The sequence below is a fragment of the Vibrio sp. 10N.222.49.A3 genome (genome assembly GCF_041475145.1).
Lineage (GTDB): Bacteria > Pseudomonadota > Gammaproteobacteria > Enterobacterales > Vibrionaceae > Vibrio > Vibrio tasmaniensis_A.
In genome coordinates this window covers 21346-39972 of sequence record NZ_JBFRVM010000039.1, presented here as the reverse complement: position 1 = coordinate 39972, position 18627 = coordinate 21346, and the positions used below count along the sequence as shown (strand labels likewise).

Annotated in this window: 20 protein-coding genes; 11 read left to right on the top strand and 9 right to left on the bottom strand. The window is 43.2% G+C overall.

From position 1 onward, the window contains the following. Positions 1-174: 174 nt before the first annotated feature. Together AB4589_RS08475 and AB4589_RS08470 are read right to left on the bottom strand one after the other, a co-directional pair. Entirely contained in the window at positions 175-831 is a 657-nt protein-coding gene (locus AB4589_RS08475; RefSeq protein WP_017077057.1) for an NAD(P)H-dependent oxidoreductase, read from the bottom strand. 324 nt (positions 832-1155) lie between these two features. After that, positions 1156-2022 (bottom strand): glycerol kinase, encoded by an 867-nt coding sequence (locus tag AB4589_RS08470; protein ID WP_372100123.1) that lies wholly within the window; start codon positions 2020-2022, stop codon positions 1156-1158. A 565-nt stretch (positions 2023-2587) separates the two neighbouring features. On the opposite strand from AB4589_RS08470, the gene AB4589_RS08465 reads away from it, so the two are divergent. The 3 genes from AB4589_RS08465 (at position 2588) to AB4589_RS08455 (ending at position 6398) form a co-directional block, all read left to right on the top strand. Further along, entirely contained in the window at positions 2588-4480 is a 1893-nt protein-coding gene (locus AB4589_RS08465) for a PTS mannitol transporter subunit IICBA (protein WP_017081306.1), read from the top strand. Between the two features lie 182 nt (positions 4481-4662). Continuing rightward, positions 4663-5811, top strand: coding sequence for a mannitol-1-phosphate 5-dehydrogenase (locus AB4589_RS08460; protein WP_017077054.1), 1149 nt, complete (start codon positions 4663-4665; stop codon positions 5809-5811). Between the two features lie 50 nt (positions 5812-5861). Then, complete coding sequence (locus tag AB4589_RS08455) at positions 5862-6398, top strand: MltR family transcriptional regulator (protein WP_017100724.1); 537 nt, start codon at positions 5862-5864, stop codon at positions 6396-6398. A 32-nt stretch (positions 6399-6430) separates the two neighbouring features. Here the strand turns inward: AB4589_RS08455 and AB4589_RS08450 are convergent, their stop codons facing one another. From AB4589_RS08450 to AB4589_RS08435, 4 genes are all read right to left on the bottom strand, one after another. Beyond that, entirely contained in the window at positions 6431-6847 is a 417-nt protein-coding gene (locus AB4589_RS08450) for a hypothetical protein (protein WP_009846104.1), read from the bottom strand. Positions 6848-6879: 32 nt separating this feature from the next. Further along, entirely contained in the window at positions 6880-7155 is a 276-nt protein-coding gene (locus tag AB4589_RS08445; RefSeq protein ID WP_009846105.1) for a hypothetical protein, read from the bottom strand. Positions 7156-7258: 103 nt separating this feature from the next. Then, positions 7259-8059, bottom strand: coding sequence for a glucosamine-6-phosphate deaminase (gene nagB / locus AB4589_RS08440; protein WP_009846106.1), 801 nt, complete (start codon positions 8057-8059; stop codon positions 7259-7261). A gap of 540 nt (positions 8060-8599) precedes the next feature. Continuing rightward, positions 8600-8953, bottom strand: coding sequence for a DUF413 domain-containing protein (locus AB4589_RS08435; RefSeq protein WP_017097795.1), 354 nt, complete (start codon positions 8951-8953; stop codon positions 8600-8602). Between the two features lie 156 nt (positions 8954-9109). Here AB4589_RS08435 and AB4589_RS08430 point away from each other — a divergent pair, with 156 nt between their 5' ends. Further along, positions 9110-10000 (top strand): LysR family transcriptional regulator, encoded by an 891-nt coding sequence (locus AB4589_RS08430; RefSeq protein WP_029225450.1) that lies wholly within the window; start codon positions 9110-9112, stop codon positions 9998-10000. 210 nt (positions 10001-10210) lie between these two features. Here AB4589_RS08430 and AB4589_RS08425 read toward each other — a convergent pair whose 3' ends face one another. After that, positions 10211-10414 carry a hypothetical protein gene (locus tag AB4589_RS08425; RefSeq protein WP_012601212.1) on the bottom strand — a complete coding sequence of 68 codons (204 nt, stop codon included), beginning with the start codon at positions 10412-10414 and terminating at the stop codon, positions 10211-10213. 236 nt (positions 10415-10650) lie between these two features. Between AB4589_RS08425 and AB4589_RS08420 the strand changes: the two genes are divergently transcribed. The 3 genes from AB4589_RS08420 to AB4589_RS08410 all read left to right on the top strand — a co-directional run bounded on the left by AB4589_RS08420 (position 10651) and on the right by AB4589_RS08410 (position 13252). Beyond that, a complete protein-coding gene (locus tag AB4589_RS08420; RefSeq protein WP_269336839.1) occupies positions 10651-12099 on the top strand; it encodes an AlkA N-terminal domain-containing protein in 1449 nt (482 codons plus the stop codon). Positions 12100-12181: 82 nt separating this feature from the next. Next, positions 12182-12664: a methylated-DNA--[protein]-cysteine S-methyltransferase gene (locus tag AB4589_RS08415; protein ID WP_371709977.1), complete on the top strand. Its 483-nt coding sequence runs from the start codon at positions 12182-12184 to the stop codon at positions 12662-12664. A 198-nt stretch (positions 12665-12862) separates the two neighbouring features. Continuing rightward, entirely contained in the window at positions 12863-13252 is a 390-nt protein-coding gene (locus AB4589_RS08410) for a hypothetical protein (RefSeq protein ID WP_102248811.1), read from the top strand. Here AB4589_RS08410 and nhaD read toward each other — a convergent pair. Then, positions 13249-14688 carry a sodium:proton antiporter NhaD gene (nhaD, locus tag AB4589_RS08405; protein WP_372100119.1) on the bottom strand — a complete coding sequence of 480 codons (1440 nt, stop codon included), beginning with the start codon at positions 14686-14688 and terminating at the stop codon, positions 13249-13251. The genes AB4589_RS08410 and nhaD overlap by 4 nt on opposite strands. A gap of 426 nt (positions 14689-15114) precedes the next feature. On the opposite strand from nhaD, the gene AB4589_RS08400 reads away from it, so the two are divergent. The 4 genes from AB4589_RS08400 (at position 15115) to AB4589_RS08385 (ending at position 17891) form a co-directional block, all read left to right on the top strand. Then, complete coding sequence (locus AB4589_RS08400; protein WP_009846112.1) at positions 15115-15852, top strand: nucleoside recognition domain-containing protein; 738 nt, start codon at positions 15115-15117, stop codon at positions 15850-15852. Further along, positions 15852-16319 (top strand): YjiG family protein, encoded by a 468-nt coding sequence (locus tag AB4589_RS08395; RefSeq protein WP_004737023.1) that lies wholly within the window; start codon positions 15852-15854, stop codon positions 16317-16319. The genes AB4589_RS08400 and AB4589_RS08395 overlap by 1 nt, the downstream gene beginning before the upstream one ends. 646 nt (positions 16320-16965) lie before the next feature. Beyond that, positions 16966-17352 (top strand): MAPEG family protein, encoded by a 387-nt coding sequence (locus AB4589_RS08390; protein ID WP_009846114.1) that lies wholly within the window; start codon positions 16966-16968, stop codon positions 17350-17352. Between the two features lie 8 nt (positions 17353-17360). Further along, entirely contained in the window at positions 17361-17891 is a 531-nt protein-coding gene (locus tag AB4589_RS08385) for a hypothetical protein (RefSeq protein ID WP_009846115.1), read from the top strand. Positions 17892-17954: 63 nt separating this feature from the next. Here AB4589_RS08385 and AB4589_RS08380 read toward each other — a convergent pair whose 3' ends face one another. Beyond that, positions 17955-18590: an START domain-containing protein gene (locus AB4589_RS08380; RefSeq protein WP_371709979.1), complete on the bottom strand. Its 636-nt coding sequence runs from the start codon at positions 18588-18590 to the stop codon at positions 17955-17957. Positions 18591-18627: the final 37 nt, after the last annotated feature.

Here is an 18627-nt window from a genome sequence, read left to right as displayed (position 1 = left end):
GGTTGATGGTTGATGGTTGGTAGTTAGCAGTTGCTTGGATAAATAACAGATACAAAAAAGGCCAGACGAGAGTCTGGCCAAATAAGGCAGTGTGATTTAACTGTTAAAGCTATTAGCTTTATTAAAATTAACTAGACCTATTAGTGCTTTGAAGCCACTAATAAATACGAGCTATTAAAGCGTAGTAACCACTTCATCAAGCGCTAGACGCGCTTTTGGTTTACCGTGGTTGTAGTCTTCGCCGTCTTTGTGGAAGCCGATAGCCAGTGCTACATCAACAACGTGACCTTCCAGTTCGTCAGCAAACTCTTCGCCGATCATAGCGGCATCTACGCCTTCCATCGGTGTTGATGCAATACCAAGACGAGCCAGTGTGTGCATTGTGTTACCTAGTGCGATGTACACTTGAGACTTAGTCCAGTTACCGTTGAAACCCGTTTCGTCTGTGTTCATTTCTGCGAATGCGTAAGCACCTAAGAATTGCTCGTACATTTCAGCAGGTAGGTGACCAGAACTTACTTCTGTATCAGCACGCTTCGCGAATTTCTCTTTAGTGTATTTAGGATCGTGAGCAAACAGGATCGTGTGTGACGCTTCTTTCGCATGTGGTTGGTTAAACTGGAACATGTTCTCGAAAGTATTGTGGAAACGTTGTTTTGCTGCGTCGCTCTCAATGATGATGAATTTCCAAGGCTGAGAGTTGATAGAAGAAGCTGATAAACGAAGTGCTTCTTTGATTACTTCCATGTCTTCCGCAGAGATGCGTTTGTCGGCATCGTATTTTTTAGCTGTGTAACGAGTGTTTAGATCAGTAATGATTGGATGAGTCATGTTGAATCCTAATATCTATCAATAATAAATGTTGTAGGGTTTTATGTTCGGTAACGTCAACAATAAACGGATAACGCATTTAGGCAGTATCTCTATCAAAATCGTTGCTAGAACCGTCAATTTCTAAAAGACCTAACGCTTAAATGGCTATCGAACATGCCCCCATAAATCGAGTATCTGCGGTAGCTCAAGTCGATGGGTGTAAGATAATAGAAGAGTGGCTTGGGAAAAATAGCGAACACATCAAATCACTATGGTTGGTAATGTCCATAATGATTTAATTAGTGTGATCTGGATGTGTGTTGGTTTTCGACAATCAGCCAGTTAGTACGCTTTGATTCCATATTGGCGTAATAAAGAGGGAAGTACGCTGTCGAGGTTTGGGATATCTTCAGGGTTAAGTTCAATCAAGCTAAAACCGTGCTCTTGGTAAATTTTCTTGGTCGCATTTCGTTTGTCTTCTTCTATAGGGCCTGAATCTGTTCCCCAGAACTGAATGTATACCTTGCCGCTTGGCAGGTAGAAATCGCTCATTACTTCTTTTGATATCGGGAGCGGACGCTCGTACGCATGAACCACTCCTGCCATATAAAGCCAGTTATCGATGATCAGCTCTCCCTTTGAACGAACATAATGCCCATCTAAGCTTCGGTGCTTCGCTTCAAATTTTTGACGAAAACTGGAAAATGACACATCAGTAGAGTGGCTTTCAGCATCATGCCCTAGGAATTCAACAACAGACTGCTTCAAACGTTTATTGCGAACCAGTGAGTCGTGCCATACCACGAATAAGTTTTGAGTTGCTTTATCTTCTCTTTGTTCACCACCGGCTTTTAAGCCTGTAGAGGTGACGTGCCAGCCGTCGTCTTCTTTTGTTATCCAGCCAAGCTCATTGAGCAATAAGTTGATTTTCTTTGCGCTGAGTTGAAAGGCACCGCCGAGCTGAGTGGCGGTCAATGTGTTTCCTGAGAATGAATCTAAATCGATAAGCAGTTTCTCTGGCCAGACAATAAAGACACCGAACTTCTTATGTTCGACATATTCCCCACCAAAGCTTTCTCCTCGTTCTGTAAGAACCCAGCGCTCCTGTGAGCGCACGATATAGCCAGCTGTTTTCAAATCACTGAATAGAGCCTTCGCTTCTATCCCTTTTTGTTTGGCTAGTGCTGATGTGGAAATCTTGTCTGGCATAGTCTGTTTCTCAATTAGCAGTAGAACTGCTGATTAATGTTGAGGGGCTGTTGTATAGAATAGGGAAATACAATAACACAACTGTTGATACTAACTGCAGTTCACTGGTCTATGTTTTTAGTGAGTATTCGCTCTCATTTTGAATGTTAAGCAAAATGCGGTCTAACTTGTAATTAAATTACAGCTTTAGGTTTTTTTCTCATCTTGGTGCATATTTATCATTCGTAATACGATGTTCTTTTATACGGCTTATATGGATCTTAGATGCTATATTTTATCAAGTGTGATTTGTGTCACAATTTATTTTTAAGTATTACAAAATAAAGTGTGATGTGGATCTTGTGTTAATGATATTCACTCTCATTAAGTTGGCTTTGTAATTTAAATTCATAGTGTTTTTGTGATCCAAGGTGCACTCATTAACCCTAAAGTGTTTTTCGTGTGTGATGGTTGTCACGAAAGTCGGGCTAAGGTGCATTTTGGAAATGTTGTGATACATTTTAATCGACTTTTGAGTACACACTTTCGGTCATTTGACCAACCAATACATTACGGGGTTCTACCTATGTTATCACCAGAAGCAAAGATTAAGGTTCAAAACTTTGGTCGTTTCTTATCCAATATGGTAATGCCAAACATCGGCGCATTTATTGCGTGGGGTTTCATTACTGCACTATTCATCCCAACCGGTTGGTGGCCTAACGAAACGTTAGCATCAATGGTTGGCCCTATGATTACATACCTACTGCCACTATTGATTGGTTACACCGGTGGTAAAATGGTTGGTGGTGACCGCGGTGCGGTAGTAGGTGCCATCACGACAATGGGTGTTATCGTTGGTACTGATATCCCAATGTTCATGGGTGCAATGATTGTGGGTCCACTAGGTGGTATCGCAATTAAGAAATTCGATGAAGCTGTTCACGGTAAAGTGAAGAGTGGTTTCGAAATGCTAGTGAATAACTTCTCTGCGGGTATCATCGGCATGATCTGTGCGATCATCGCGTTCATCGTGATTGGTCCTGCGGTTAAGATTCTATCTGGCGGACTTGCTGCTGGCGTAAACGCAATGGTAGAAGCAGGTGCATTACCTCTAGCATCTATTTTTGTTGAACCTGCGAAAATTCTATTCCTAAATAACGCAATCAACCACGGTATCTTCTCTCCACTAGGTATCCAGCAATCTGAAGAGATTGGTCGTTCAATCTTCTTCTTAATCGAAGCAAACCCAGGTCCGGGTCTTGGTCTTCTGCTTGCTTACATGGTGTTTGGTAAAGGTAGCGCGAAGCAGTCTGCTGCTGGTGCATCTATCATCCATTTCCTAGGTGGTATCCACGAAATTTACTTCCCTTACGTTCTAATGAACCCACGTCTAATCCTTGCTGTAATTGCAGGTGGTATGGCGGGTGTATTCACTAACGTAGTGTTCGATTCTGGCCTTATCTCTCCAGCATCACCAGGTTCTATCTTCGCTATCTTGTTGATGACACCTAAAGGCTCTTACATCGGTGTTGTACTTTCTGTAATCGCTGCAACGGCTGTGTCTTTCATCGTAGCTTCAATCCTACTTAAGACTTCAGCTCAAGGTGATGACGAAGACTCACTAGAAAAAGCGTCTGCACAGATGAAAGACATGAAAGCGTCTTCTAAAGGTGCAGCATCAGGAGCTGATGTAAACCTAGCGGATGTTAAAGCTGTTTATGTAGCGTGTGATGCGGGTATGGGTTCAAGTGCAATGGGTGCAGGTCTACTACGTAAGAAAGTAGCAACAGCTGGCCTAGACATTGAAGTGACCAACTACGCAATCAACAACCTACCGGCTGATTCGCAAATCGTTATTACGCATAAAGACCTAACAGACCGTGCTCGTAGCACTGTGCCAGGTGCGATGCATATGTCTCTAAGCAACTTCCTAGACGGCGGCGTATACGACCAACTAGTTGCTGAACTTGTCGATGCTCAAAGTGGTGAAGCGAAAGTAGAAGCTCCGGCTCCTGCAGCAGCGCCAGCACAAGAAGGCAACAAGCTTGCACTGACAGACGACAGCATCTTCCTTGGCCTTAAAGCGACTCAAAAAGAAGACGCAATCAAGTTTGCTGGCGAACAATTAGTAAAACTTGGCAACGTATCACCAGAATATGTAGATGGCATGTTTGCTCGTGAAGAGCTTGTGTCTACTTACCTAGGTGAGTCTATCGCTGTACCACACGGCACAATCGAAGCGAAACAATATGTACAAAAAACCGGCATTGTTTTCTGTCAGTACCCTGAAGGTATTCAGTGGGGCGAAGATGAAGATGATATCGCGAAGATGGTTATCGGTATTGCCGCACAAGGCGATGAGCACAACATGGTGCTGATGGCTATTACCAATTCACTCGATGATGAAGAAGCTGTGGAATGCTTACAGAACACAACAAACCCTGCTGATGTTCTACGTATTCTCAACGGAAACTAAAAAGCTCTAGTCAAGCTCCTGAGTGAAGGAGGCCAGTATCCCCCTACTGGCCTCATTTCGGTCTTAATCTTTCTTACAAGATTCAGTCTGAATAGCTTACTGCTTAATGCCTAGGGCACGTCGTCAAGGCATGTTGTTGAGCCGTTAGCTATCTAGATTCAAATATTTATAAGGTCAAAATTATGAAAGCGTTACATTTTGGTGCAGGTAATATCGGTCGTGGTTTCATTGGTAAGCTTCTTTCTGATGCAGGTATGAAGGTTACGTTTGCTGACGTAAATGAAACGGTTGTAAATGCGTTAATTGAACGCCAAGAATACCCAGTTAAGATTGTTGGCGAAGAGTGTGTTGTCGAAGTGGTTAAGAACGTGACAGCAGTAAACTCAGCGACAAGCGCTGTAGTAGATTGCATCGCTGAGTCTGATCTTGTGACGACAGCCGTTGGCCCTACTGTTCTTAAAATCATCTCTAAATCTATCGCTCAAGGCATTGAAAAGCGTGCAGCAGCAAACAACACGGCACCAATGAACATTATCGCGGCAGAGAATATGGTTCGCGGTACTAGCCAATTAAAAGCAGCAGTGTTAGAGCACCTTTCTGATGAAATGAAAGCCTTTACTGAAGAGCACATTGGCTTTGTAGATTCAGCGGTCGACCGTATTGTTCCACCGGCAGAAGCGGGCGAAACAGATCCTCTAGCCGTAACCGTTGAAACGTTCAGCGAGTGGATCGTAGATCAAACACAATTTAAGGGGGAGATTCCGAACATCCCAGGTATGGAATGCACTGACAACCTAATGGCTTTCGTTGAGCGTAAACTGTTCACGCTAAATACGGGTCACTTGGTAACGGCATACCTTGGTGTGCTTGCGGGTCACGAAACCATTAAAGACTCTATCGAAGATGACGTAATCCGAGCTGAAGTAACAGCAACGATGGAAGAGAGTGGTGCGGTTCTAATTAAGCGTTACGGCTTTGATCCAGAAGCTCACGCTGCCTACATCCAAAAGATTCTTGGTCGTTTTGCTAACCCGTTCCTACGTGATGAAGTAGACCGTGTTGGCCGTCAGCCAATTCGTAAACTGAGCCCACAAGACCGCCTAGTTAAGCCTCTGAATGGCACATTAGAGTACGGCCTACCGAATGTTCACTTAGTAAAAGCAATCGCAGCTGCGTTCCATTACAAGAATGAAGACGACCCACAAGCGGTTGAACTTCAAGCAATGTTCGCAGAAAAAGGGTTTGCTGAGACATTAGCGCATTATTCTGAGCTGAATAGTGACTCAGAAGTTGTTAAACTAGCGGAAGAAGCTTATCTAGCATTGAAATGATAAACCATCAAAGTGCCACACCAGTGGCACTTTATTCTTTTAGAGCAACCATGCCCATACATACAACACACGAATCAGATTTACTTGAAGAACTAGCCGAATCAGCTAATGCTGCGGAGTGCCTGTTGTGCGCCTACGATGTCTTAGAAGACATGCTGGACGCTTTGTTGAAAAGTATCTTCTATAAAGATGACTACGCAGTAAAATTTGTTGTTGACCCTCTCCTTACCACTGATGGCCCTTTAGGCGAAATTCTTGTTCGAACAAAACTATTGTTAGGGCTAGGCGTGATCAGTAAAGAGGTGTATGACGATATTGAAGTTTTCGTTACTCTAAAAGAGTGGGTAAATATTCAAGAAGGTCAGGTAAATTTCTGGGACCAAGATGTCGTTTTTGAACTTAATCGTATAAATGCTATTCAAAAAATGATGCCAATCGACTATGACCCGGAGTTGGTCGAAGGCATGTCTGATGATATGAAGCGGATGTTTTTAGAGCGTCACTTTCAAAAAGTGCGCTCTACGATAGTGCTAGCGGTTAATGATATACATCAGCAGTTAGCGAAAGAGAATGTGCTGACCTCTTAAGCTATCTCTAGGTAGTGAAAGTAAGCTCGGTGCTATTTATGATCTACTTTTGTCAACCACAGATCACACTGATCGATGAGCTCTTGCAAAAATTGTGTTGGGTTCGCAAGTTTCTCATTTCCTTTTACACTTGTTGTCGTTACCTGCCAAAAACTCAGTGAGACTAGGTTTCTTTTGTATAGGAACTCATTTAACTCTGCTGATGAAAGCGCAAGGGTCTCCCCAAACACATCATATAACTGTTGTATAACTGGCTTTAGCTCTGTGATAGTGCCTTTCAGAAACTGCTCTGAAGTCAGGTTTTCAATGGCTTGGGTATCACTAGAACTGTTTTGTTTACAAAGTGCTCTAATCGACTGGTAGAGTGAGTTTTCCAATCTTTGTACTGAAAGCAGAGCTTTTCCAAGTAGAGATAGTTGTTCATTGCTTAGGTTAGTTGTGTCTGTCATTTAAGTCAGTTCCTAATAAATTGAAGTCTGTTTTACCTGAATTTTGAGCTAGCTTGTTCGGGCGTATAGGTGTCTGCATTGAAAATAATATAGTCACCGCTTATCAATTTTTCACATTGAATTTGTCCTTTAAAGCCAATGCTGCACAGTTTTTTTAGCAAGTGTGGCTTGGCGTTATCGTAGACAATATTTAAAAAAGGAAGGTGGTTAGAGTGAACTACGTTATGTAGATTAAACTCTTCTAATGCCTCTGAGAGGTGATCACTGTCAGTCAGTTCGATGACCTCGACAATTTCATTCAACAACATGTCTATTTCCATATTTTTTAGTTGATAGCGATTGTGACATAAAAAAAAAACCACTTCCGATAGAAGAAGTGGTTTTAATTCTACAATCAAGATCTACATCAAATTATAGGTCTTGAATGTTCTCAGCTTCTAGCTCTTGGAAGTAGCGAAGAGTCTTAACTTTTAGCTCTTGTTGAGCTGGCTCATCAGCAACGATGATAGCTTTACGGTGCATCTGTAGAGCGGTAACAGTCCACATGTGGTTTACAGAACCTTCGATAGCCATTTGAAGCGCTTGCGCTTTGTTGTGGCCTAGAGAAAGGATCATTACTTCTTCAGAATCTAGAAGAGTAGCAACACCGATAGTTAGTGCGTATTTAGGAACTTGGTTGATGTCGCCATCGAAGAAACGAGAGTTCGCGATACGAGTGTCTTCAGTCAACGTTTTGATACGAGTGCGTGAAGATAGAGAAGAACCTGGCTCATTGAACGCGATGTGACCGTCGATGCCTACGCCGCCCATGAACAGGTTGATTTTTCCGTATGAACGGATTTTTTCTTCGTATGCTGCACAGTGAGCATCGATGTCTTCAGCTTTGCCGTCTAGCAGGTTGATGTTTTCTGCTTGGATATCAACGTGGTTGAAAAAGTTCTCGTGCATGAATGTGCGGTAAGACTCTGGGTGGTTAGGGTCGATACCAACGTACTCATCCATGTTGAATGTTACAACGTGCTTGAAGCTTACTTCGCCAGCTTTGTAAAGTTCAATTAGCTCAGCGTAAGTAGTTAGAGGTGTGCTACCAGTAGGAAGACCTAGTACAAATGGACGCTCAGCAGTTGGAGCGAATTTGTTGATCGAATCTGCGATATGACGAGCAGCCCATTTACCTACTTTTGCTTTGTTGCTTAATGGAATAAGTCTCATTGATTTTGCCCCTAGAAATTAAATATTATAGTGTTCTGAAACATTAATTCGCATTATAAAATAAGTTATCAGATTCCGCTATTGTTTTAGGTCAAGTTTTTGCCTTTTTGATCATATCTGTGATTGGAATTCTCAAAATTGCACAATTATTGTATGGATATTTGGTGGCGTTAAACAAGATTAATACGTTTGTCATATATCGTCGGATGGATTTGATTCAGGGGCTGAAGGATCAACAAACTTTATTGGATGAAGAGTAAGGGGGCAATGAAAATACGATCAAAGTATGGTGGCTATGTGGCACTGCCGTACAAAAAATAAGGAAGTTTCGCCGACAGGCGTGAATTATCATGGGTATATTTAAGAATAGTGATTATTCAAAGGTATCACTATGAATTTTATATAAATATTGGTAAAACTGGACAGGTTGGCTAAACTTATTAATTACGAAGAAGATGCGAGTTTATTTTAAGTTCCCGCTAATCCGAGATGAACCCAAAAAAAGCTCAAAGTGATGAGGTATCACTTTGAGCTGTTTTGCTAATCTTCTAACACTAACTCTCTTTCGTATTCTTCCCGAGAAACTTCGCTGCGTTTGCAGCCGTTTAGGGTATGAAAGCGACGGCGTCCACGAGCCAGTTGAATGTACTTCAACCAAACACGCTCTAACTTGGACTTCGCCTTATGAGGGTGAGACAACACTTTGATGAAGTGTTTTTCTTCTGAGTTGCTTGGCGAAAGTTCGCCAGTCTCAAGTGCAAGCATAGTGTCACCAAACAAGGTTAGGATTTCCTCTTCTGAAAGAGTAAAATCACCCGACTTAGCAAACCCTCGTGGGAATTTAATGGTGTCATAAAAACGTTTTTTTCCGTGTCGGAATTCGGTCTCAGACATATCAGCCTCAGTAATGTGGTTAGATAGAAATTAGTGTTTATTGCTCACGCGAAAATATTGTTAAAAGGCTAAAATAGGAAACAAAACGTTTTTGCCTTTACGATAAACAATCCTAGATCGGCTAGTTAGCAGATTTATTACAGAGATGTATTTTTGATGGATGTGAAAGTATTTAGAACCTTTCTTGAGGTTGCAAGGGTGCGCCACTTTGGGCGTGCAGCTGAAAACTTGTATTTAACACAAGCAGCGGTGAGTGCGCGGATCAAACAGCTTGAAGGCTACTTTGATACTCAGCTCTTCATTCGTGACCGCAATAACATCAAGCTGACCTCTTCTGGTGAGCGTTTGATTGGTTATGCTGAAGTGATGGTATCCACCTTACAACAAGCCAAATTTGAGCTGTCGTTAGAAAGTGGAAAAGCGTTGCAGTTAACACTGGGTGGCACACCGAATATCTGGGATGCGTATCTACAAAACTGCTTAAGTGTGGTGACCGACTCTTTCGGTGGCTACGGCTTTATGGCCGAGGTGATGGGTCGCGAACAACTGAACCGCAATTTGCTAGAGCGAACGCTAGATATGGCTTTCGCTTTTGATCAGATCAAAGCGGAAGAGCTGAACTGTAAAAAAGTCGCTGATTTGGTTTTGGTGTTGGTATCAACGCAGCAAGATGACCTGGAATCTGTATTCCAACATAAATACGTTTATGTCGATTGGGGAACACGCTTCGGTTCTGAACACGCCGAGCGTCACCCTAAAGTTCCAGCACCGTATCTACGTACCTCTACAGCACGTATTGCGCTCGATTTTATTTTAGAGAAAGGTGGCAGTGCGTATTTACCTGTTTCTATGGTTGAACCTTTTATCGAGTCGGGTCAATTGCACAAGGTCAAAGGGGTTGAAGACTGGTATCGCCCAATTTACCTGAGCTACCGTAAAAGCAGTACTTCGGTTGATGCTATTATTCAGGTTGAGAAGTTGGTTAATGAAATTGACCCTTCGACTGCCTACACGTTGCAACAAGCCGCTGAACAAACACCAGAGTAACAGCTGTTTCTGTAACCAATATGCTTTGTTGATTAAATAAAAATGGCTCCTAACTAGTTATATAGTTGGGAGCCATTTTTGTTTTTAAACCAGAGATGATTTTCTTTTCCAAATCAGAGATAACCCTAACTCGGATAAAACCGTTTAAGCCTGGTATGCGTAACCTTTTTTAAAAGCCCTATCACTTCAAAGCACTATTCTTCGAAAATTCTATAGATTCATTAGATTCTCGATAGACTCTTCAAGAGAGTGTGACATGTAAGAATGGATTTGATTGCCATCCGTTGCGTCAATCTCAATCTTAGAAATCCCCTTATCCGCTTCGTCTTCAAGAAAGCTGAGAGACTGCTCGACTGATTGACTGGTGAGAACCTGTTGGTTTGATAAAACAATACGACACGTGTGAAGAACCATAGCCTTTTCCTTTTTATATTCGACAGGTCTCTGCATCTTAGTGTGCTAAGTACCTATCGTTGACGTTGTGAGAAGAGTTTCTTCTCAAGGTTAAATTTAGTCGAATTGCGTAAAAAGAAAACCCTTTTTTGTGATTTATCTAACCTTCAGTTCCGAAAGTGGCTAGCGACAATGACAGTTCACGGTAAACTTTTAGGTATCGGAGTAAAAATTATGGCAAATGGGAAGAGCACAGCATGTCGAGAAATATTCATCACAACAGTACGTTAACGAGTGAGCAGTGTCATTTAGCTCGATACGCGCGAGATGCTCGCTTTGATGGGATGTTTTTTACGGCGGTAAAAACAACCGGAATTTTTTGTCGTCCGATTTGCCCGGCAAGCCCGCCCAAAGAAGAAAATGTCGAGTATTTTTCTCATCAAGCTCAGGCATTGAAAGCGGGTTATCGCCCTTGTTTACGTTGTCGTCCAGACAGCGCGCCTTTTTCTCCGGCTTGGAAAGGTGTTGAAACGACTTTCTTGCGTGCTTTACAGTTGATTGATCATGGTGCGCTGAACTCAGGGTCAATCGTCGACCTTGCCACTCGATTAGGTATTTCAGACCGCTATTTACGAACCTTATTCGATAATTACATCGGCGTATCACCAAAGCAATATAGCCTTTATAGCCAATTGATGTTTGCCAAGCAGTTACTGCACACCAGTAGCATGAGCATTACCGATGTCGGCTTTGCGAGTGGCTTTAATAGCACGCGCCGCTTCAATGATGCCTTTCAAAAAGAGCTGCAGCTCTCGCCAAGTCAAATCCGAAGAGCTAAGCCAAGTAACAATCTAAGTAATCATATCCAACTCAGTTTCCATGGCCCGTTGGACTGGGATCATTTGCTGGGCTTTTATCGACGACGAATGATCGAAGGCTTAGAAGAGGTGGGCGACGGTTATTACCAACGCACAGTGAACGTGAACGGCTCGAAGGGCTGGTTCAAGGCCACTTTAGCCAAAGAGAGCAGCTTGGATATTGAGTTTGAGTTGGATGATATGAGCCAATTAAGAAGTTTGATCGCCAATATTCGACGTATGTTCGACCTTGATGTTGATATCAGCAAAGTTGAAGATTTCTTTAGCACCATTGATCCCAACTTGGTGGCTAAGAGTGGTATTCGTATCCCTGGTGTGTGGAGTGCTTGGGAAGCCGGAGTAAGAGCGATTCTCGGGCAGCAAGTCTCGGTAACAGCGGCCATTGGTCAGCTTAACTTGTTGGTGCGAGAGCTCTCTGGTTCATATCAGGTTTCTGATTTACAAGAGCAAGCTAATTCACAAGATTGCTCTGACTTACAACAAATAGCTGATGCATCAGAGAAAGCGTATTTCCCTACACCTAAACAAATAGCTGATGCTGATGTGAGCTTTCTAAGAATGCCTGGAAGTCGTAAGGAAACCTTAAAGCGTTTTGCCCAATACATGGTCGATAACGAAGCTGAGCATCCTTCTAAGTGGATTGACCTCAAAGGTATTGGTCCTTGGACGATTCAATATGCGCTGCTGCGCGGGCTCAGTGAACCTAACCACTTGCTAGTAGGCGATTTGGTGGTGAAGAAATTCATCGAGCATCGCCCTACCATTAATACAGAGAGTGTTTCGCCTTGGGGAAGTTACGCCACGTTCCATTGTTGGAATCAGTCTTAAACGATGTTTCAAGTGGAATAGAGATACCTCTCTGATATAGAAGCAATGAATAAACATCGGAATTACCAAGCTAGGAGAGATTATGACTAACCGTTTTACTTACTACGAGAGCCCTCTGGGCACCGTGACTTTACAGGCGAGCGATGAGGGGCTGTTAGGCCTTTGGTTTGAAACTCACACTACCAAGCCTGAACAGTTAGGTGTTCAAGATGATAGATTTCCGATCTTTGCGTTGGCTATCAAACAGCTCAATCGTTATTTTGCTGGTGAAGCTATCCAGTTTTCTGTGCCTATCGCAGCCAAGGGCACTCCGTTTCAGCAGTCGGTTTGGCAAGCGCTGATGACCATTCCTTATGGAGAAACATGGAGCTATGCTCAATTAGCTGATGCGATTGGTAACCCAAAAGCGGTGCGTGCAGTGGGTTTGGCGAATGGCAAAAATCCGGTGTCTGTGATTGTGCCGTGTCATCGTGTGATAGGTAAAAATGGAAAGCTGACGGGTTATGCGGGTGGCGTAGAACGTAAACAACGCTTGTTAGTAATTGAGGGAAGAAAACAAACTTAGAAAGCTACTTAGCTAGCGACTTGAAACTCTGTTCTGTCGGTTAAGGTTGAAGGTTTGTACGACTGAGGAGGAATATTAAGAGGCCTCAAGCGTGACTCTGCAATAAAAACGTGACTTTGCAATAAATTCGCCACTTTCTGGAAAATAATGATTTGGTTGCATATTATTTAGCCATGTTTTTTAGGCAAGGATGCCCAAATGAATAACCATCATTTTCTGATAATAGCTTTCACTAGTGTGTTATTGCTGACCGGTTGTTTAACTGATACTAGTCGCCCCTTTGAAGTACCGCAGCTTGTTTTGTTCAAAGGGATGTATGAGAACGCGGACGATAACAGCTATCTACTTTTTGAGTCAGGACAAATGACCTATCAAACAATCGGTAACACGGTCACTAGAACTTATCGTATTGAAAATGATTTGATTAACATCGAGTTGAATTCAGGAAATAGCCGAGTGGATTCTGGGCTGATGATGCGTATTCAACAAGAAGGAGCAGTGTTAACCTGCAACCAGTGTCCAGCAGTGCAGTTAAGCAACGTCTGGACACGTGTTGAAAAGCCTTTAGTTGATTCCCCTTTAGACTAGAACATATCACCGTTCAGCCATAGGTGAGCGGCGATACTGACCCCATAACCAATCATGATTACTGGCATCCATTTTAAGTGGCCAAAAAAAGTGTACTTACCATGTGCAGCCCCCATTAATGCCACACCAGCGGCACTACCAATAGACAATAAGCTGCCGCCAACGCCCGCGGTTAGGGTGATCAGTAGCCAGTTGCCCATCGACATTTGGGGTTCCATGGATAACACGGCAAACATCACCGGAATGTTATCGACAATAGCCGATAAGATCCCCACCATGACGTTGGCCCAAATTGGATCCCACTGGCTATACATCACGCCCGAAGCTAATTCCAAGTAACCAAGTAGACTCAAGCCACCGACACACATTACCACGCCGTAGAAGAACAAAAGCGTGTCCCATTCGGCATGAGACACTCTTCGAAATACATCGAACGGCACAACAGAACCGAGTCGCTTCAGGGTGCCTTCATCGTTATTGGCGATCGCCACCGCTTTTTTCTTCGCGAGTGAGTTGGGTAAAGTCTTACGTAAGTAATAACCAAAGAACTGCAGATAGGCGAGTCCCATCATCATGCCCATTACTGGAGGGAAGTGGAGTACGGCATGGAAAGCAACCGCGGTCGCTATTGTCATGATGAACAAGAATACGATGCGCCTCGCACCACGTTTTAATTCAACGTGTTGATGGACTGTGTCGGGTTGAGTGGTAGGTACAAAGTAAGACATGATCAACGCAGGGACGAGGTAATTCATCACCGAAGGAATAAACAAAGGAATAAACTCACTAAAACTCACATAACCAGCCTGCCACACCATGAGCGTTGTGATGTCTCCGAATGGACTGAATGCGCCGCCAGCATTGGCGGCTATCACGATATTCACGCAGGCTAGGTTGACGAATTTAGGGTTAGAACCTGCCACTTTAAGAACCACAGCGCACATCAATAGAGCTGTCGTGAGGTTGTCGGCGATAGGTGAGATAAAGAAGGCCAGAATACCGGTTATCCAGAACAAAGAGCGAAAGTTAAAGCCTTTGCCTACCATCCACGCTTGCAGCGCATCAAACAGTCTCCTCTCTTCCATGGCGCTAATGTATGTCATGGCGACGAGTAGAAAGAGTAATAGCTCGGCATATTCCAGCAGGTTGTGTTCGAGCGCTTGTTTGGCGACTTCAACAAGGTTGTGTTCTTGGTAAGTGAAACCAATGATTATCCAGATCAGGCCTGCAGCAAGCAAAACGGGTTTGGACTTTCGGAGCTTTAGGTATTCTTCCATCATCACCACGATGTAGGCGACAACGAAAATGGTCAGCGACAAGTAGCCAGCGAACGAGCTAGTTAGCTTGAGCGGTTCTCCTAACTGAGAAGTGGCAGCGCCTGCTACCGTGGAAAAAAATAACAAAGAGAGAACAGCAGAAAGCTGGATACCTAACATGGATTACGCTCCGAAGTTAATAAGTTATTAACACGGGTAAAAGCGTAGACCTAAATAACCATGTGCAGTGTGATAGATATCTTAATAATTCAATAGATTATATAGAAAACAGTAGATTGGGTGAAAACGTGAGATCACGATGAAAGATTTCTTTGAGCTTTCTATTCGAAGCCTGATTATTGTGGCGATTATGTGCGTTTTTGGTTGCGGTGTTGAAGCTAGGTTTGTTTAGTTTTGTATGAGAAATATTCTAATTTTTTTAGCGTATACCTCTACTTTAAAATTTGAATCACAGTTTTATATGTTGCTTTGGTTCTTCTATTTAAACCGATGCACTATTTGATTTTGGTCATTAACCTTTTGCTCATTAGTTTGCACTATCTATACGTGTTCTGTTCCACATAAACGAGATGTATAGAGGTCCTTATGACTAATCCAACCAAAACCGATCGTAAAGTCACGATCGGCAGCTATATCGCACTCGCGTTCGCGATTGTGTTCTTTTCAGGCTTAATGCAGTCCAATGAATGGTATGGAGTGCTCGATTTTACGACGCTCAACGGTTCATTTGGTAAGGTCGCTTACGATGTGAGTGAGTCGGCTGATGGTATCCAAGCGGCAACGACGTCACTGCGTGGTAAAGGCGGTAGTGGTGCGCGCGACGGTTTCATTTTTGCATTGACACTTATTCCGACCGTGATGTTTGCATTGGGCATGATTAACGTACTTGAGCACTACGGTGCACTGGACGCGGCTCGTAAACTACTAACTCCACTACTTCGTCCTTTAATGGGCATTCCAGGTAACTCAGGCTTGGCACTGATTGCTTCTCTGCAAAGTACCGATGCGGGTGCTGCGATGACACGTCAGCTCAAAGATGAAGGGCATTTGACTAAGCGTGAAACCGATGTGTTCACCATGTTCCAGTTTACTGCGGGTGCGGCGATCGTTAACTTTTTCTCTTCAGGTGCGGTGTTGTTCACTCTAACGGCGATGGATGGTTCTTTGGCAGTGACATCGTCAATAGGTCTTGCTGTTGCGGTGATGTTTATCTTCAAGTTTGTTGGTGCGAACTTATTCCGCCTTTACCTCAATATTACTGAAGGTAAAGAAGACAAAACAAAATCAGACAAAGAACAAAAACTGGAAGAGGAAGTAGCATAATGAGCGAAGTTAAAGCAAAGAAACCAATGGTTACTGATATTTTCGTTGAAGGTGCTAAGAAAGGCTGGGTTATTGCTACAACCTCTACAGTACCTAATGTTCTGATGGCGTTTGTGATTATTAAGGCGTTGCAGATTACTGGTGCACTGGATCTGATGGGTAGTGTGTTTGCACCTATCATGGCGGTATTTGGTTTACCGGGCGAAGCGGCAGCAGTATTGATTGGCGCGTGGATGTCGATGGGTGGTGCAGTCGGTGTGGTTATCACGCTGTTTGACCAAGGCATTCTGAACGGCAACCATATTGCTATTTTGGCGCCAGCTATCTACTTGATGGGTTCTCAGGTGCAATATATGGGACGCATCATGGGACCAATTGGTACTGAAGGTCGTTATATCCCTGTGATGATCGCGATTTCAGTATTGAATGCGTTTGGTGCTATGTTTTTGATGAACATTATTTTGTAACGTGGCTTTGAACGGTTAGCTACTATTTGAACGATCAGTTACTAATAGCTTTTCGACGTTGAAAAAAGAAACCCCGTTTGGTTTTCACCAAACGGGGTTTATTCTTTTTCGTAGCCATCCTGCTACTGACGTTGTTACTTATTTTTTAATAAGGTCACGTATGCTCCTTGCATCGTTCCTTGATTTGGCTAAATCCTTTAACCTATCCAATCCATCGCCTTCCTAGCGGTGTCCATGCTAACTCATCATCCTGACAAGTGACTCTATCCTAGAGTAAAACTTCCTTGCTGATCACTCATCCTAAGCCATCAAATCTTCATCCTGAAGATACCTAATCCGTTAGGCTTTTCCTGTTCCTGCCAACTCCCTGTCGACATGAGTATTAAACACTTTGGAGGCTTTATTCGCAATTAGCCTTAGGAAATAAATATCCTCGTTAACTAAAATAAATATGCGTGGATTCATATAAAACAAGGGGTTGGGTTTGTAATTTTACTTTTTTCTGCGAAGCTTGACTGTGATCTCTTACGTTCGGTGTGAGAGATCTCTTACAAATTTTCGGGCGCGAATATCATTCGTTGTCGAACTCATCCGTCGATAGGTGAGCGAAATACGCTCAACAAACTCAAAGTAATAGGAAAATATAATGGTTACAGCACTTTACGCAGCCTTGCTGACGGTCGTAATGATTTGGTTGGCGATAGAAGTCATTAAGCAAAGACGAATCAATCTGGTTGCTCATGCAGATGGCGGTGTTGAGTCGCTACAGATAGCACGTTCCGCACAAAGTAATGCAATGGATTACATCCCAATTACGGTTATTTTGATGGGCTTTTTGGAGATGAATGGTGCCAGTGTGTGGCTTATTCATGCCATTGGTGTTGCATTTATTCTGGGGCGTGTGATTCATGCAAAAGGTATTCTGGCAAAAAACTTAAAGGGTAGAAAAGTGGGCATGGTGTTGACGCTTATCTGCATGATCTCTTTGATTGTCCTAAACTTAGCTTACCTACCTTTTGATAAAATGTTCTAGGGAGCATTATGGCATTGCGCCTTCCTCCTGCTTGGGCGATTGTCCTTGCAGGTCTCATACTGAACGTCATGGCTATTGTCATGTCGAGCTTGGTGCTCGACAAAATTGAAGCGGAAAAATCGGAATACAACGATCGTAAATACGGCAATGTGTACTCAATACAACTGGCCTGGAATACGATCGAAACCTTAGAGCGCAAGCGTGAAGCCATTCTGATCCACCTAGATAAACCCTCAACAGAAACCGCTCAACCTGCCACCATCCTCGATGAAGCGCTGCGCGGCCAACTCCGGAGTTGGGTGAGTGAGGAGGTGCCAGCCATCTCGTTGGCTAATTTACCCAAGCTTATGATGCTGATAAACAGTGCTCAAGAAGCCCAACGAGCACGAATTGATGACTACTATTTGGATAATCTGACCTTGGTTGAATTAATCCAAAGGCTCGATGAAAAAATGGCTTTCTACAAGAATATCGCCCTGTTTCTTCAGGTGTTTGGTTTAGCACTTATCTTAGCTCGCGACCTCGCTAGAAGGCCTTAGTATTTATCTATTTACTTACTTATTTACTTCGCCACCTAGTTATCTACCCATCGACTGGTATCGCTAGCGAGATTCACTTGGCAGGTTAGGGTGCTGCTGGCCTTGGTACTTCTGTAATTGTTCTTTTAGTCCTTTAAACGTGCTCAGTGCACTATCAATCGATAATTTGTTCATTAACCAATTTGGCAGGATGCCACCTGCGTTCGCGTAAGCGGTATAGGTGATATAGGTATTACCATTTGTCAGCGGTTGCAGGGTCCATAAGGCATCTACATCATAAATTCGAATGTACCCCGACTCTTTCGTCAAATAATCAGACGCATCCTTGATCGACAAGACAAACTGCCCATCCTCGATGCTGTATTTTGAGTAGGTCACCATATCGCGATCTCTGGCAGGCCAAGGCGCTTTGAACTGGGTATAGACGATATTTTCATCCTCAGATATCTGCATCAAAACACGACTTTCCGATACGTTATCTATCCAGTTTGGCACGTTCGCGCTGTCTTCCAATAACAGCAAAAAACCAGAATAAGTGGTGGGCGTTTGCATTTGTGCTCGTATTTCTACCAAGCCTTCAGTGTGAGGTCTCTTATCAATGATGATGCCATCTTCACTTTTTACGAACTGCCATGGAGCAGCGTAAGTCAGTGTTGATAAAGCATAGAGTCCGATTGCTAAAATCCTAAGTAATATCATTATTCTTCCATGAAAAGAAAAGCTTATCTTTAGGAGT

Excerpts from the sequence above, each read along its gene's own strand:
- AB4589_RS08380 (WP_371709979.1), bottom strand. The coding sequence starts at position 18,590 with ATGATATTACTTAGGATTTTAGCAATCGGACTCTATGCTTTATCAACA.
- AB4589_RS08460 (WP_017077054.1), top strand. The coding sequence starts at position 4,663 with ATGAAAGCGTTACATTTTGGTGCAGGTAATATCGGTCGTGGTTTCATT.
- nhaD (WP_372100119.1), bottom strand. The coding sequence starts at position 14,688 with ATGTTAGGTATCCAGCTTTCTGCTGTTCTCTCTTTGTTATTTTTTTCC.
- AB4589_RS08410 (WP_102248811.1), top strand. The coding sequence starts at position 12,863 with ATGAATAACCATCATTTTCTGATAATAGCTTTCACTAGTGTGTTATTG.
- AB4589_RS08455 (WP_017100724.1), top strand. The coding sequence starts at position 5,862 with ATGCCCATACATACAACACACGAATCAGATTTACTTGAAGAACTAGCC.
- AB4589_RS08420 (WP_269336839.1), top strand. The coding sequence starts at position 10,651 with ATGTCGAGAAATATTCATCACAACAGTACGTTAACGAGTGAGCAGTGT.
- AB4589_RS08450 (WP_009846104.1), bottom strand. The coding sequence starts at position 6,847 with ATGACAGACACAACTAACCTAAGCAATGAACAACTATCTCTACTTGGA.
- AB4589_RS08430 (WP_029225450.1), top strand. The coding sequence starts at position 9,110 with ATGGATGTGAAAGTATTTAGAACCTTTCTTGAGGTTGCAAGGGTGCGC.
- AB4589_RS08445 (WP_009846105.1), bottom strand. The coding sequence starts at position 7,155 with ATGTTGTTGAATGAAATTGTCGAGGTCATCGAACTGACTGACAGTGAT.
- AB4589_RS08465 (WP_017081306.1), top strand. The coding sequence starts at position 2,588 with ATGTTATCACCAGAAGCAAAGATTAAGGTTCAAAACTTTGGTCGTTTC.
- AB4589_RS08415 (WP_371709977.1), top strand. The coding sequence starts at position 12,182 with ATGACTAACCGTTTTACTTACTACGAGAGCCCTCTGGGCACCGTGACT.
- AB4589_RS08475 (WP_017077057.1), bottom strand. The coding sequence starts at position 831 with ATGACTCATCCAATCATTACTGATCTAAACACTCGTTACACAGCTAAA.
- nagB (WP_009846106.1), bottom strand. The coding sequence starts at position 8,059 with ATGAGACTTATTCCATTAAGCAACAAAGCAAAAGTAGGTAAATGGGCT.
- AB4589_RS08395 (WP_004737023.1), top strand. The coding sequence starts at position 15,852 with ATGAGCGAAGTTAAAGCAAAGAAACCAATGGTTACTGATATTTTCGTT.
- AB4589_RS08470 (WP_372100123.1), bottom strand. The coding sequence starts at position 2,022 with ATGCCAGACAAGATTTCCACATCAGCACTAGCCAAACAAAAAGGGATA.
- AB4589_RS08390 (WP_009846114.1), top strand. The coding sequence starts at position 16,966 with ATGGTTACAGCACTTTACGCAGCCTTGCTGACGGTCGTAATGATTTGG.
- AB4589_RS08385 (WP_009846115.1), top strand. The coding sequence starts at position 17,361 with ATGGCATTGCGCCTTCCTCCTGCTTGGGCGATTGTCCTTGCAGGTCTC.
- AB4589_RS08400 (WP_009846112.1), top strand. The coding sequence starts at position 15,115 with ATGACTAATCCAACCAAAACCGATCGTAAAGTCACGATCGGCAGCTAT.
- AB4589_RS08425 (WP_012601212.1), bottom strand. The coding sequence starts at position 10,414 with ATGGTTCTTCACACGTGTCGTATTGTTTTATCAAACCAACAGGTTCTC.
- AB4589_RS08435 (WP_017097795.1), bottom strand. The coding sequence starts at position 8,953 with ATGTCTGAGACCGAATTCCGACACGGAAAAAAACGTTTTTATGACACC.